Origin of the sequence: Acinetobacter sp. CFCC 10889 (assembly GCF_003268395.1) — a bacterium.
In the GTDB taxonomy this organism is placed as follows: Bacteria; Pseudomonadota; Gammaproteobacteria; order Pseudomonadales; family Moraxellaceae; genus Acinetobacter.
Window position 1 is genome coordinate 32,475 of the sequence record NZ_LQXQ01000011.1, and the last position, 14,821, is coordinate 47,295.

The 14,821-nt window shown below is 37.1% G+C and carries 13 protein-coding genes; 10 read left to right on the forward strand and 3 right to left on the reverse strand.

The annotated features are described in order from the left end of the window. Positions 1–270 precede the first annotated feature (270 nt). Together leuS and AVJ19_RS05710 are read right to left on the reverse strand one after the other, a co-directional pair. A complete protein-coding gene (gene leuS, locus AVJ19_RS05705; RefSeq protein WP_171334168.1) occupies positions 271–2,913 on the reverse strand; it encodes a leucine--tRNA ligase in 2,643 nt (880 codons plus the stop codon). Positions 2,914–3,109: 196 nt separating this feature from the next. Then, entirely contained in the window at positions 3,110–3,646 is a 537-nt protein-coding gene (locus tag AVJ19_RS05710) for a hypothetical protein (protein WP_111858814.1), read from the reverse strand. Between the two features lie 508 nt (positions 3,647–4,154). Between AVJ19_RS05710 and AVJ19_RS22460 the strand changes: the two genes are divergently transcribed. Then, positions 4,155–5,996, forward strand: coding sequence for an MFS transporter (locus AVJ19_RS22460; RefSeq protein ID WP_228203298.1), 1,842 nt, complete (start codon positions 4,155–4,157; stop codon positions 5,994–5,996). A gap of 78 nt (positions 5,997–6,074) precedes the next feature. Here the strand turns inward: AVJ19_RS22460 and AVJ19_RS05720 are convergent, their stop codons facing one another. Continuing rightward, a complete protein-coding gene (locus AVJ19_RS05720) occupies positions 6,075–6,416 on the reverse strand; it encodes a DUF4124 domain-containing protein (protein ID WP_111858815.1) in 342 nt (113 codons plus the stop codon). A 566-nt stretch (positions 6,417–6,982) separates the two neighbouring features. Between AVJ19_RS05720 and AVJ19_RS05725 the strand changes: the two genes are divergently transcribed. The 9 genes from AVJ19_RS05725 (at position 6,983) to ndk (ending at position 14,696) form a co-directional block, all read left to right on the forward strand. Further along, positions 6,983–8,710, forward strand: a complete 1,728-nt coding sequence (locus AVJ19_RS05725) for an acetolactate synthase 3 large subunit (RefSeq protein ID WP_111858816.1) — start codon at positions 6,983–6,985, stop codon at positions 8,708–8,710. Next, positions 8,707–9,198, forward strand: coding sequence for an acetolactate synthase small subunit (ilvN, locus tag AVJ19_RS05730; protein WP_111858817.1), 492 nt, complete (start codon positions 8,707–8,709; stop codon positions 9,196–9,198). Before AVJ19_RS05725 ends, ilvN begins: the two co-directional genes overlap by 4 nt. 115 nt (positions 9,199–9,313) lie before the next feature. Then, on the forward strand, positions 9,314–10,330 hold the full coding sequence (gene ilvC, locus AVJ19_RS05735; protein WP_111858865.1) for a ketol-acid reductoisomerase: 1,017 nt from the start codon (positions 9,314–9,316) through the stop codon (positions 10,328–10,330). Positions 10,331–10,527: 197 nt separating this feature from the next. After that, positions 10,528–11,337, forward strand: a complete 810-nt coding sequence (locus AVJ19_RS05740) for an XAC2610-related protein (RefSeq protein ID WP_111858818.1) — start codon at positions 10,528–10,530, stop codon at positions 11,335–11,337. 172 nt (positions 11,338–11,509) lie between these two features. Then, a complete protein-coding gene (locus AVJ19_RS05745) occupies positions 11,510–11,887 on the forward strand; it encodes a hypothetical protein (protein ID WP_111858819.1) in 378 nt (125 codons plus the stop codon). Positions 11,888–11,981: 94 nt separating this feature from the next. After that, a complete protein-coding gene (locus tag AVJ19_RS05750) occupies positions 11,982–13,271 on the forward strand; it encodes a glycosyltransferase family 4 protein (RefSeq protein ID WP_111858866.1) in 1,290 nt (429 codons plus the stop codon). Positions 13,272–13,300: 29 nt separating this feature from the next. Further along, entirely contained in the window at positions 13,301–13,852 is a 552-nt protein-coding gene (locus AVJ19_RS05755) for a phosphatase PAP2 family protein (RefSeq protein ID WP_111858820.1), read from the forward strand. 93 nt (positions 13,853–13,945) lie between these two features. Further along, entirely contained in the window at positions 13,946–14,146 is a 201-nt protein-coding gene (gene iscX / locus AVJ19_RS05760) for a Fe-S cluster assembly protein IscX (protein ID WP_111858821.1), read from the forward strand. A gap of 118 nt (positions 14,147–14,264) precedes the next feature. Continuing rightward, positions 14,265–14,696, forward strand: coding sequence for a nucleoside-diphosphate kinase (ndk, locus tag AVJ19_RS05765; protein ID WP_107008317.1), 432 nt, complete (start codon positions 14,265–14,267; stop codon positions 14,694–14,696). Positions 14,697–14,821: the final 125 nt, after the last annotated feature.

Sequence of the window (14,821 nt, forward strand, 5' to 3'; positions counted from 1 at the left end):
CTCTGATTTTCCTAAAATGGAAAATAATTTAAAATCTTAGGATGGATTGTAAAGTCAAAGCCCGTTGAATGACAACGGGCTTTGTGTTTTTAAGCTTCCCTTCTTAAAGGTGAGCAGTATGACTGCGCAAGGGAAGGATTATATTCGTCATAAGAATCCCCCTAAATCCCCCTTTGATAAAGGGGGGACTTCCTCTCAAGAATATGCTTCGCGAAAGCACAGCCCCTCCCTTTATTAAAGGGAGGGTGGGAGGGATTTAAAATTAAGACGTTAAACCACCAAATTCACTAACTTATTCGGTACAACGATTTCTTTCTTGGTTGGACCTGTCAAGAATTGTTGAACTTCTGGTAATGCTTTTGCTTGCGCTAAAATGTCGTCTTTGGATGCATCTACAGATACTTCTAACTTACCACGAAGCTTACCATTCACTTGAACCACGATGGTTTGCGTATTACGAGTCAACGCAGATTCATCCACAGCTGGGAATAAAACTGTTGTTAAATCAATACCAAATTCAGCCAATAAAGTTTGACTTAAATGCGGTGCAAATGGTGCAAGTAAAGTTAATAACGTGATGATTGATTCACGAGCAACTGCCACATCATTATCATCTTTTGCTTCAAACTTATTGTTTGCATTTAATAACTCCATCAACGCTGCAATGGCTGTGTTAAATGCATGACGACGTTCGATGTCATCACCCACTTTTTGGATGGTTTCATGCGTTTTACGACGTAAGTCTTGCGCTTCAGTGGATAATTTTGCTGTATCAATCGCAGCAGCATTGTTGCCTTTTTCAAGGAAGCCAGTGGTTAAACGCCAAACACGTTTTAAGAAACGGTTTGCACCCTCAACACCAGCATCTGACCATTCAAGAGATTGATCTGGTGGTGCAGCAAACATCATGAATACACGTGCAGTATCTGCACCGTATTGATCAATAATTGCTTGTGGGTCGATACCGTTATTTTTCGATTTCGACATTTTCTCTTGACCGCCAACAATCACTTCTTGACCATCACCTTGATATTTCGCAGAAGTGATACGACCTTTTTCATCACGCTCTAGGTCGATGTCAGCAGGGTTGAACCAAGTTTTCTTGCCTGACTCAGACTCACGATAGTAAGTGTCTGCAAGTACCATGCCTTGTGTTAACAAGTTGGTGAATGGTTCATTGCCTTGTACCACGCCTTCATCACGCATCAATTTATGGAAGAAACGTGCATAAAGTAAATGCAGGATTGCATGTTCAACACCACCGATGTATTGATTTACAGGCAACCATGATTGCGCAGCTTCGGGCTTAACCAAACCGCCAGTAAAGTTTGGAGATGCATAGCGGGCATAGTACCAAGAAGACTCTACAAAAGTATCCAGAGTATCTGTTTCACGACGTGCTTCGCCACCACAACATGGACATGTCGTTTGGTAGAACTCAGGCATTTTGTTCAGTGGATTACCTGAACCGTCTGGAACCACATCCGTTGGTAAAACAACAGGAAGTTGCTCTTCAGGGACAGTCACTTGACCACACTTGTCACAGTTGATCATTGGAATTGGACAGCCCCAATAACGCTGACGAGAAACACCCCAGTCACGTAAACGGAACTGAACTTTCGCATTTGCTAAAGTTTGTGGTTCTAATTTTGCAAGGAACGCATCATAAGCCGCTTGGAAGTCTAAACCGTCAAATTCATTTGAATTTATGCAAATGCCTTTTAAACCATACCATTCTTGCCAATTTTTAGAATCAAAATCTTCACCTGTAATACCTTCATTTGCAGTATTAACACAGCGACTTTCGATGACTTGTTTGATTGGCAAGTTGTATTTATTGGCGAACTCAAAATCACGCTCATCATGCGCAGGAACAGCCATGACTGCACCTGAACCGTATGACATCAACACATAATTCGCAATCCAGACAGGCACTTCTTCACCTGTGATTGGATGTTTAACTGAAAGACCTGTTGCCATACCTTTCTTTTCAGCAGTGGCAAGATCAGCTTCAGCCACTGAGCCCATACGGCATTCTTCAATAAATGCTTTAAGTGTAGGGTTGTTTTCAGCAGCTTTTAACGCCATCGGATGTTCTGCTGCAACTGCAACATAAGTCACACCCATCAAGGTATCGCCACGCGTGGTATAAACCGTCAAACCATCTGCATAAACATCAGGTTGTGCAGAAGGGAAAGTGATTTCCATCCCTTGTGAACGACCAATCCAGTTACGTTGCATGGTGAGGACTTGTTGTGGCCAACCGTCTTTTAAAGTATCTAAATCGTCTAATAGTTCTTGTGCATAATCAGTGATGCGGAAGTAGTACATTGGAATATCACGTTTTTCAACCAATGCACCTGAACGCCAACCACGACCATTTTCAACTTGTTCGTTTGCTAAAACAGTCTGGTCTACAGGGTCCCAATTCACCGTTGAAAGTTTACGGTAAATTAAGCCTTTTTTATAAAGCTGAACAAATAACCATTGTTCCCAGTGATAGTATTCTGGTGTACATGTTGCAAATTCACGATTCCAATCGACTGAAAGACCAAGCTTTTTCAATTGGTCACGCATGTATGCGATATTTTCAAATGTCCATTTTGCTGGAGCAACTTGGTGTGCAATCGCCGCATTTTCAGCAGGCAAGCCGAAAGCATCCCAACCCATGGGTTGCAGGACAGTTTCGCCTTTGAGACGGTGGAAACGGCTAATTACATCGCCAATGGTATAGTTACGCACATGACCCATATGCAGTTTGCCACTTGGGTAAGGGAACATCGAGAGGATATAACGACGTGGACCTTCTACAGTGTCGGCAACTTTAAAAGATTTGCGATCTTCCCAGTCTTTCTGGACTTGGGGCTCAATCGCACTTGCTTGATATTCAGGGTCAATATGAGTAGTCATAATCAATAAACGTATTTTAAGAAGAGCAAAGATAAAATGTGTTGCACAGCATAGCTTAAAACCTGCCTAAATGTCAGTTATTCAGGCGGTATTTTATGTAAATAGTTGGTGTTAATTTTACTGTGGGCTTAAAATTCATAGAAAGAAATTTTTCTATATTTAAAACGTTAAAATAAAGTGTTTGAATATAAAAATAGGATTAATCTTTTATTAATAAGTTTAATTTTTCTAGATAGGCATTAAATGCTAATACACCATGCTTTTTTTCTATTTTGCTGAGTAGGTTTTGAATAAGAGGTTTTAGTTCATTTAGATCACTGGCTTTTTCTAATTTAAGAATTTGTGTGAAAGATAATAAACCGAAAAATTCAGGTATTTGTATAGATAGAAAGGCATAAGTGCGATGAAAAGAACTACTATTTTCTAACAAGGGTAATTCAATATTTAACTTATTAGAAATTTGTAATGGTAGTTCTGAGTTTTGAGGTGTAGAAATTGTGGCTACATTTTCGCCCCAGTCTGAAATTTCTAAAAATTGTTTTTCTAATAAAGTATCGATAGTACTAAAAGGAATACTGAGCATTAAAACAATTTCTTTTACTGTGAGTTTATCATTAGCAATAATGAGAACATTACGTTCAGCTCTACTTAATTCAGCAGCATGACTAGAAAGAATTTCTCGTCCCTTACTAGATTTTTTCAAAATAGTTGAGGAATTAATTTGTTTTTGATTCATTTAATATTAATCCTTGATGAATTATTGTAATCACTTCCCCGTGATTTTAGTTTTGATAAAACATAATATTTTTAAGCTATTTTAAATAATGTTTTTTATTATAGCAATTTTTATTTTAATTTATTTTAAGTTATTGAATTTAAACTATTATTTTGTTTTTTATATAACATTAGGTAAATAGTGAAAACAATAAAGTGTGACGTATTTCACTTTATTTTTTTCTGAAAGATGCTTTTTATTCCTACTAATTTTTTGGTTAATTTTTATTTTTTAAAAAAATAACAAATAGCGTTTTGTATGTTAATCTTTCCACGCCCTTATGGCTCAGAATTCAAAAAATAATTTTGATTTAGGAGGGATAATAAAATCACTTCAAAAATATTGTGTTTAAAATTTAAAAATTAAGAATATAAATCATTGAGTAGTTAAATAAAAAATCAGAGAGAAGTTGAAGTTGTTTTTATTATTGATTGAAAATTGATCTATAAAACAAAAAAGGATAAATTTAATGGATGTAATAAATCAAGATCATCTAAATAGAAAAATGACAAAAGCAGAGAAGAAAATTATCTTTGCTTCGAGTTTGGGAACAATATTTGAATGGTATGATTTCTATTTATATGGTGCTTTGGCGATCATTATTGCACAGCAATTTTTTACAGATTTAGATGCAACAACAGGATTTATTTTTGCATTATTGGCATTTTCGGCTGGATTTATTGTGCGACCATTTGGTGGTTTAGTTTTTGGTCGACTAGGTGATATGGTTGGGCGGAAATATACATTTTTAATCACGATTGTCATTATGGGGATTTCAACTTTCCTTGTGGGGATATTGCCAAATTATAATTCTATTGGTATTGCAGCTCCAATCATATTGATTATTTTGAGATTAATTCAAGGTTTAGCACTGGGAGGAGAGTATGGTGGTGCGATTACGTATGTGGCGGAGTATGCACCACAATATCGCCGAGGTGCTTATACTGCTTGGATTCAGATTACGGCAACAACGGGTTTATTGTTGTCTTTATTGGTCATTTTAGGTGTGCGCACGGTTGTAGGTGAGGAAGCTTTTAGTACTTGGGGATGGCGTATTCCATTTTTATTTTCTTTTGTTTTGTTGGTTATTAGTATTTGGGTACGTTTGACGATGAGTGAACCCCCTGCATTTAAAAAATTAAAAGAAGCAGGAAAATTGTCTAAAGCACCTATACGAGAGGCTTTTGGGCGCTGGGGAAATCTGAAACTGATTATCTTGGCATTATTGGGTTTAACGATGGGGCAGGGGGTAATTTGGTATACTGGTCAGTTTTATAGTTTGTATTTTTTAACGCAAGCTTTAAAAGTTGATAATGCAACAGCAAGTATATTGGTTTCATATGGGCTATTGATTGGATTACCTTTTTTCATTTTGTTTGGTTATTTATCAGATAAAATTGGACGTAAACCTATCATTATAGTGGGATGTTTACTTGCTGCATGTACATATATTCCATTATTTCAAATGTTAACACAGGCAGCAAATCCACAGCTAGCACAGGCATTAAAGCAATCACCTGTTGTGTTGAGTGTGGATAAATCCGAGTGTTCTTTTCAATTTGATCCTGTCGGGCGGAAAAGTTTTGAGAGTAGTTGTGATATTGCTAAAAAATTATTAGCAACGAATTCGGTAAATTATACGATTGAAGAATTACCTGTTGGCTCAAAAGCACAAATTAAAGTGGGAAGCACTTATATTGAGGGCTTCTCTCCTAAAAATATTTCAGAAGATGATATTTTGCTAGCAGGAAAATTATTGCAACAAAATCAACAACAAGTAAAGCAAAAAATATTTGATGCACAAACTCAACAAGATGAAAAAGCATTGTTGATTGCTAAAAATGAATTAACAGAAGTAGAAGCAGCCATATCCGTGTTTTCACAAAATCCTAAAGTTGCTGCCAGTAATATATTGGATGCAAAATTTAAAGCAGATGTTCATGCAGCATTGGAAGCTGCACATTATCCAGCATATGCAGAGTCTTCACAGGTAAATAAGCCTTTGATTGTCGTTATTTTGGCTATTTTAGTGATCTATGTTGCGATGGTCTATGCACCTATTGCGGCTGCATTGGTTGAAATGTTTGCGACAAAAATTCGTTATACATCTGTAAGTTTGCCCTATCATATTGGAAATGGTTGGTTTGGAGGTTTATTACCAACGATTTCTTTTGCTGTCGTTGCACAAACGGGTAATATTTATAATGGTTTGTGGTATCCAATTATTGTGACCTTGTTATGTATGGTTATTTGCTTGTTTTTTGTCAAGGAATCAAAAAATATTGACATTTTCAAGGATGATTATAAATAAACAGTACATCACACTGTAATTGTAGACATAAAAAACTTCAAAGCGAAAGGTTTTTATAGAAACTGGTTTATAGATTAATTATTGTGGTGCACGCTCAAGTTGACCTTTTTGTAAAGCTGCATTGGCTTCATTTTGTTGATCAGGTTTTGCGGTTTCTGTTGGTTTAGTATCCGTTGTTGTTGATGTTGTGCTGGCAGGTAGTGCGGAAACGGATGAGCTAGAAACATTATGCCCATAAGTTGTTATTGTCGTTTTGTGCTTGGCATTTCTAGGTGGAGGTGTTTCGGAGTAATGTGTAGAACCATTGCTATCAACCCACTTATAAAACTCTTTAGCAAAGCTTGGTGTGGTCATACCTAAAGTTAAGACCAATCCTGTCATTGAAATCAAACCTATTTTTAATTTTTTTAAATTTTGCATAGCTGAACCTTATTTGTGTTGAATACATCAATATTTTAAGTATGCGATGTTTGCAAGGCAGTTAAAACAAAGAATTGTTATCGCAATTTTACTTGATGCTATTTTAAACAAAAAATTAAAACAGTGAAGATTTTTATCGTAAATTTATTAAGTTATAACTATTTGAAAAATTAGTTATAAAATAGCAAAAAAAAAAGGAATAGTTTAAAAAAAAATGCGTATGGTAAATAATCAATAAAAAAGCGAATAGAAACCTTGACTTTGCTCGCTAAAACAACAAAAATGCTGGAACAGTTTTATATGCTTTTATTCGATCACCCTTCGAATAAGAATATCAAAGCAAGCAATAACGTTTTCTCTAAGCCGAGAATTCGAACCTAACCAAAAGATGTTTATCCCAACATTTTTTAGTAATTTATACAGCCCAAACGGCTGTGTGATGATTTATTTTTTATTGCTGCAAAAACTATTAAATATGTGTGTTATAACAGAGCACACAAATCAATGAATGAAAACACAAACTATGTCTCCCATAGGGTTGTGGAAAAAAGATTAGGGTGAATACGTTGGAACTTTTATCTGGTGGTGAAATGCTCGTTCGTGCATTGGCGGACGAAGGCGTTGAACATGTTTTTGGGTACCCAGGCGGCGCAGTTTTGCATATTTATGATGCGCTATTTCAACAAGAGAAAATCAATCATTACCTCGTGCGCCATGAACAAGCAGCAGGTCATATGGCTGATGCTTACTCACGTGTCACAGGTAAGACGGGTGTTGTTCTCGTAACATCTGGTCCTGGTGCGACCAATACCGTAACACCGATTGCAACAGCTTATATGGACTCAATCCCAATGGTGATTTTGTCTGGTCAGGTTGCAAGTCATTTGATCGGTGAGGATGCGTTCCAAGAAACGGATATGGTCGGTATTTCTCGTCCAATCGTGAAGCATAGTTTCCAAGTGCGTCATGCAAGCGAAATTCCTGCGATTATTAAAAAAGCATTCTATATTGCTTCTTCAGGTCGTCCAGGTCCTGTTGTTGTTGATATTCCAAAAGATGCAACAAATCCTGCAGAGAAGTTTGCCTACGAATATCCTGAAAAAGTGAAAATGCGTTCGTATCAACCGCCGCATCGTGGTCACTCAGGTCAAATTCGTAAAGCGATTGATGAATTAATTAATGCTAAGCGCCCTGTAATTTATACAGGTGGTGGTGTGGTTCAAGGCAATGCTTCTGAGCAATTGACTGAGCTTGCACATCTTTTGGGTTATCCAGTTACGAATACATTAATGGGCTTAGGTGCATTCCCTGGGAATGATCCACAGTTCATTGGTATGTTGGGTATGCATGGTACATACGAAGCCAATATGACGATGCATAATGCAGACGTAATTTTATGTATTGGCGCACGTTTTGATGATCGTGTAACCAATAATCCTGCTAAATTCTGTCCAAATGCAAAAGTCATTCATATTGATATTGATCCTGCAACGATTTCTAAAACCATTATGGCGCACATCCCAATCGTGGGTGCTGTAGAGCCTGTGTTACAAGAAATGTTGGCGCAATTGAAACAAATGAATGTGTCTAAGCCTAATCCTGAAGCGATAGCTGCTTGGTGGGATCAAATCAACGAATGGCGTAAAGTTCATGGTTTACGCTATGAAAAAGCCACTGATGGTTCAATGAAGCCACAGCAAGTTGTTGAAACTTTAGATAAAATCACCAATGGTGAAGCCATCATTACTTCCGATGTTGGTCAGCATCAAATGTTTGGTGCGATGTATTATAAATACAGACGTCCACGTCAATGGTTGAACTCTGGTGGTTTAGGTACGATGGGTGTGGGTTTGCCTTATGCAATGGCAGCAAAACTCGCATTCCCTGATCAGCAAGTGGTATGTATCACAGGTGAAGCATCTATTCAGATGTGTATCCAAGAGCTGTCTACATGTAAGCAATATGGCTTAAATGTGAAAATTCTTTGCTTAAATAACCGTGCTTTAGGTATGGTTAAACAATGGCAAGATATGAACTATGAAGGTCGTCATTCAAGCTCTTATGTTGAGTCATTGCCTGACTTCCCTAAATTGATGGAAGCATATGGTCATGTTGGTATTGAGATTAACCATGCGGATGAGCTTGAGTCTAAACTTGCTGAAGCAATGGCAATCAATGATAAATGTGTATTCATCAACGTAATGGTTGATCGTACAGAGCATGTTTATCCAATGTTGATCGCTGGTCAATCTATGAAAGATATGTGGTTGCATAAAGGGGAGCGTACTCAATGAGACATATTATTTCTGTACTCATGGAAAATGAAGCAGGTGCGCTTTCACGTTTAGTAGGTTTGTTTTCTCAACGTGGTTATAACATTGAGACTCTAAACGTTGCACCAACAGAAGATCCAACTTTATCTCGTTTGACATTAACCACCTATGGTGATGATCATAAAATTGAGCAAATCACTAAACAACTGAATAAACTGGTTGAAGTTGTAAAAGTGGTTGATTTGTCAGAAGGTGCACACATTGAGCGTGAACTCATGCTGATTAAAGTCAAAGCATTGGGTTCAGCACGTGCTGAGATCAAACGTACTGCAGATATTTTCCGTGCACAAGTTGTGGATGTGACACCAACGACATATACGATTCAAATCGCAGGAACAACTGAGAAGATTGATGGTTTTATTGATGCATTGGCTGAAAATACCATTCTTGAAGTTGTTCGTTCAGGTGTATCTGGCATCGCACGTGGCGAAAAAGTTTTAACTATTTAATTTATTCACCTATAATCCTCTCCAAATAAAGGAGAGGGCTTAATAATTGTGTGCATAACAACATAAGCACCTTATTAAGTTGAAGGAAACAAAAAGCATTTTAGCGGAGACAGCAATGCAAATTTTTTACGATAAAGACACAGACTTATCTATCATCCAAGGCAAAAAAGTAGCAATCATCGGTTACGGTTCACAAGGTCATGCACATGCGCTTAACCTTAAAGATTCTGGCGTTGATGTAACTGTAGGTTTACGTGCAGGTTCTACTTCTTGGAAAAAAGCTGAAAATTCAGGTCTTAAAGTGTCTGAAGTTCCTGCTGCTGTTGCTCAAGCTGATTTAGTAATGATCTTGACTCCAGATGAATTCCAATCACAACTTTACCGTGACGTGATTGAGCCAAACATCAAGCAAGGTGCAACTTTAGCATTTGCTCATGGTTTCTCTGTTCTTTATAACCAAGTTGTTCCACGTGCTGACCTTGATGTAATCATGGTTGCACCAAAAGCACCTGGTCACACTGTACGTTCAGAATTCCAACGTGGTTCAGGTGTTCCTGACTTAATCGCGATCCATCAAGATGCTTCTGGTAATGCACGTAACGTTGCACTTTCTTATGCTTCAGGTGTAGGTGGTGGTCGTACGGGTATCATCGAAACTTCTTTCCGTGAAGAAACTGAAACTGATTTATTTGGTGAGCAAGCAGTTCTTTGTGGTGGTGCAGTTGAATTGGTTAAAATGGGCTTCGAGACTTTGGTTGAAGCAGGTTATGCACCAGAAATGGCGTATTTCGAATGCTTACACGAACTTAAATTGATCGTTGATTTGATGTTCGAAGGCGGTATCGCGGACATGAACTATTCAGTATCAAACAATGCTGAATATGGCGAATATGTAACTGGTGTTGAAGTGATCAACGAACAGTCTCGTGAAGCGATGCGTAATGCACTTAAACGTATCCAATCTGGTGAATATGCGAAAATGTTCATCCAAGAAGGTGCGTTGAACTATCCTTCTATGACAGCTCGTCGTCGTCAAAACGCAGCTCACGGTATCGAAGTGACTGGTGGTAAATTGCGTGCGATGATGCCATGGATTCAAGCGAATAAGATTGTAGACAAAGAAAAGAACTAAGGTTGCATTACGTGCCTTAAAAATGGGAAAGCAGTGCTTTCCCATTTTTTCGTGCCATGGATTCAAGCGAACAAGATTGTAGATAAAGAAAAGAACTAAGTTTTAGTTTTTTGATTTTAAGAGCCTACTCTATTGAGTGGGCTTTTTTTTGTGATAAATTACACATTATTTTCTGCATACGTTCATGTGGTGAAATTATGAAATTTAAAATATTTTTAAGTCTTGCGGCACTGACTTTTTCGAGTCTTAATCATGCTGAAACTGTGCAAAACACAAATGCAGTCAAGCCATTGAATGATGTGCGTGTGTCTATGCAACGTATGCTGCGCTCTACAGAAGGACGTTATTTTTTAAGCCTTTATGCAGGGATTTGGAATCCGCATGCTGTGCTGACAGACTTGGTAGAAAATAAAAATATTGCATTCAAAGGGCTACAAAAAGCGGATCAACTCACTTTAAAGTCTGTGAATTCGGAAACTGATGCAACTGAAAATGGTGCTTATCAACTGACGGGAACTTTAAATGCAAATACAGGTTATTTTAAAACTTTGCTCTCGGAAAGCACGGATACTTTTGGTAAAAATATCCAATTTGAGCCCGCTGTAAAAGTGAGTAATAAGCCATCTTTTGTGTTTAAATTTTATAGTGGTAATGAAAATACACCTTATGGAGCACCATTACAGCGTGTTGATGTGATTAATAAAAGTACAAATCAAACCATTCAATCTCTCACGGGATTTGTGGCATATCCAAAAAGTATTGGCTATATGGATATTAACTTTGATGGTTATTATGATGTGATTTTGTCTGATATTTCACAGTCGTATTCAGTGGAAGATAAGCGTTATATTTACTGGATGTATAACCCGAAAACTGGGAAATTCCAGCGTTCACCACAGCTTGAAAAAATCATAGGTTTCCCAAATTTACATGGTGAAAAGCAGCAAATTGATTTTGGTGGTGATCGAATTTATCAAGTCACTAATGGTTTATTAAATAGAATCTAGTTTAAATCATCAATATTGTTAGGGCTTAAAATATTCACTATGATGAAATATTAATGATCTTATAGAGATAAGTTTGTTGAGGATTCTGGATGAATATAAAAATTCATCATTTTTTATGACTTGTTATTTGGTTTTGTATTTGAAAATTGTAATTTTGTAGGAATAACTTTTTATGAAAAAAATGCTTTTTATTATATTTTCAACTTTTATGACAGCAAGTCTTCAAGCAAAAAATGTAGATTATGAAGTGCTTAAGCAGCAAGCGATTGAATATGAAAATAGTTTGACGGAAGTTGAGAAATCGCAGTTAAATCAATCTTACGCACAGCCATTATCTAACTCTATTGGTTTTTGTGCACAATTTTATCAAGGGACTTCTTTTGAAATTATATCTAAAGTTGATCAGAATGGGGTGATGTTAGAAAATTGGACGAATACAGAGGGGACTTTTGCTGAATGTATACGTATGATGTTTAATCATCGTCAAATTCAATCTGTTCGCAATGAAGAATTTTATGCAATTTTAGAGTTTAATTTAACAAAGCACTAATTCACTGTAAGCAAAACGTCATTGCATCATCATCTAAGTGTAAAAAAGAAAACCTAAACTACTCAAAAATGAAGAGAAGATGATAGGTGATCGTATGAACAAGACGTACGCAGAAGCCTTACTGTATAGACAACAAGAATTTCCAGATTATTTTAAATTTTATTTAAAAAAAAATAAAAATCCTAACCATATTTCTGAGAATTTAAATACGCTTCAAAAACTTGTTCGTCCAAGGCTAAAAATTGCAATTGTTACTGAAACATGGCCACCCGAAATTAATGGAGTGGCAATGTCTTTGATGCAGTTATGTAAAGGCTTGCAAAAACAAGGACATAAAATTTTATTGGTTCGTCCAAAACAAAAGCATTCATGTCAGGAATTTTCACCAAATAAAGAATGTTTAGTCACTGCACAAGCTGTGCCTAAATATCCTGATATGCGTTTTGGTTGGCCGCAGTATTTAAAAGTGTCACAAGCGATTTCTGAATTTGTGCCAGATGTTATTCATATCGTGACTGAAGGGCCGTTGGGTTTTACTGCTCTGCATGCAGCGAAAGCGAAGCATATTCCTGTGTCAAGTGGTTTTCATTCACCATTTCAAGAGTTTAGTCGGTTTTTTGATTTGGCATTTTTGATTAAGCCAATTCAGCATTATTTGAAGTGGTTTCATAACAATACCCAACTGACTTGTGTTCCAAGTGTAGATACTGAAAAGGCATTACGTCAATTTGGTGTGATTTGTCCGATGCAAGTGGTTGGACGTGGCGTAGATATTGAGAAATTTTCAATAAAGCATCGCTCAGAAAAGCTGAGACGAACGTGGGGTGTTGATCAAGATACAACAGTTTTGTTGTATGTAGGACGTTTGTCTCCTGAGAAAGAAATTAATGTTTTGATTGAGGCTTATGCAGCAATGAAAAATCATCACGATAAAAAAGTGAAATTTGTCATTGTTGGAGATGGACCTGATCGTAAGCGTTTAGAAAAAATGATGGGTGCTGAACAGATCATTTTCACAGGAAGTTTGAGTGGTATGAAACTTGCTGAAGCATATGCAAGTGCTGATGTATTTGTTTTTGCCAGTCAAGTTGAAACATTTGGCAATGTGGTACTTGAAGCGATGGCAAGTGGTTTACCTGTTGTGGCATATAACTATGCAAGTACGCAACTTTATGTGAAGCATCAACAAACAGGTTGGGTGTGTCCTTTGGGTGCAACTGATCAATTTATCCAAAATATTTTACAACTACCCAGTAACTCGATTCTGCATGATATGGGGCTACATGCTATGCATGATGTGCAAAATATTGGTTGGCAGCACGCAGTACAACAATTTGAACAAGCACTTTATCAAGTCACGCAAGATCAGGTTTTAGTGACTTAAAACCATCTCGGATAGAGAGGAGAGCTAAAATGAATTTTAAAGAGACTAAAATAAAAATACTCGATTTAGATTTAAGAGGCTGCTTATATCTTAATAATCTATCTCATGTGCAACATATTGCTTTGTTTTTTAAAGTGATCAGTCGACTAGGTGATGGTGCATTTTGGTATGCAATGTTATTTATTGTCTGGTTAAATAAGGGTTTGATGTATGGCTTAAAATTACTGTATGTGGTTTTGAGTGCTTTGATTGGTACAGGTATTTATAAACTACTGAAACATAAAACGGTGCGTCCTCGCCCTTATCAGGTGCATCAAGTGATTCGTTTGGGAGAGAGACCATTGGATCATTTTAGTTTCCCGTCTGGGCATACTTTACATGCGGTCATGACAACAGTTGTACTCGGTTATATTCAACCTGTGCTGCTATTTATCATGATGCCATTTACGATTTTAGTGGCATTGTCACGTATGGTATTGGGTTTGCATTATCCAAGTGATGTAATTGTAGGGGCTTTGATTGGTGCAACGGTGGCAAGTATGATTTTGGTTGCTGCACCATTCTTAAATATTAGTTTATAAAAAGCCGTAGTATTTTGGACAATAAAAATCTATTTTGGCAAATGTATGAATTTTGCTAAAGTAGAGCAATACATTATGGATAGGATGACCTGAATGGGTTTACGTTGGACAGATACAATTGATATCGCAATTGAGCTTTATGAAGCTCACCCTGATGTCGACCCGCAGTGGGTGCGTTTTACTGATTTACATGCATGGATTTGTGCATTGCCTGAGTTTAGTGATGATCCAACAAAGTCAACTGAAGGCTTATTAGAAGCCATTCAAATGGCTTGGATTGACGAAGCAAGCTAAAAATCAACTCAATCTGTCTAAAAAATCATTTTTTTACAGTTTAAACAGCGGAAAATTGCGCATTATTCGGTATAATGCGGCAAAATTTTCGTGTCAATTTGACTTAAGGAGCCAATCAATGGCTATTGAACGTACTTTATCTATCGTAAAACCAGATGCAGTTGCTAAAAACCACATCGGTGACATCTTTGCTCGTTTCGAAAAAGCTGGTCTTAAAATCGTTGCGACTAAAATGAAACACCTTTCTCAAGCTGAAGCTGAAGGTTTCTATGCTGAACATAAAGAACGTGGTTTCTTTGCTGACTTAGTTGCGTTCATGACTTCTGGTCCTGTTGTTGTTTCAGTTCTTGAAGGTGAAAATGCAGTTCTTGCTCACCGTGATATCTTAGGTGCTACAAACCCTAAAGAAGCTGCTCCTGGTACAATCCGTGCAGATTTCGCTGTAAGCATCGACGAAAATGCTGCTCACGGTTCTGATTCTGTAGCTTCTGCTGATCGTGAAGTAAACTACTTCTTCGCTCAAACTGAAGTTTGCCCACGTACTCGTTAATTCTGAGGCGTTAGGGTCGAGGAACAACGTAAAAGCTATGCTTTTGTAAATTGTAAACAGACCCTGAACCAGATAAGTGTTATACTGCTTGTCTGGTTTTTTTATTTTTAATGTTCGAATATTGA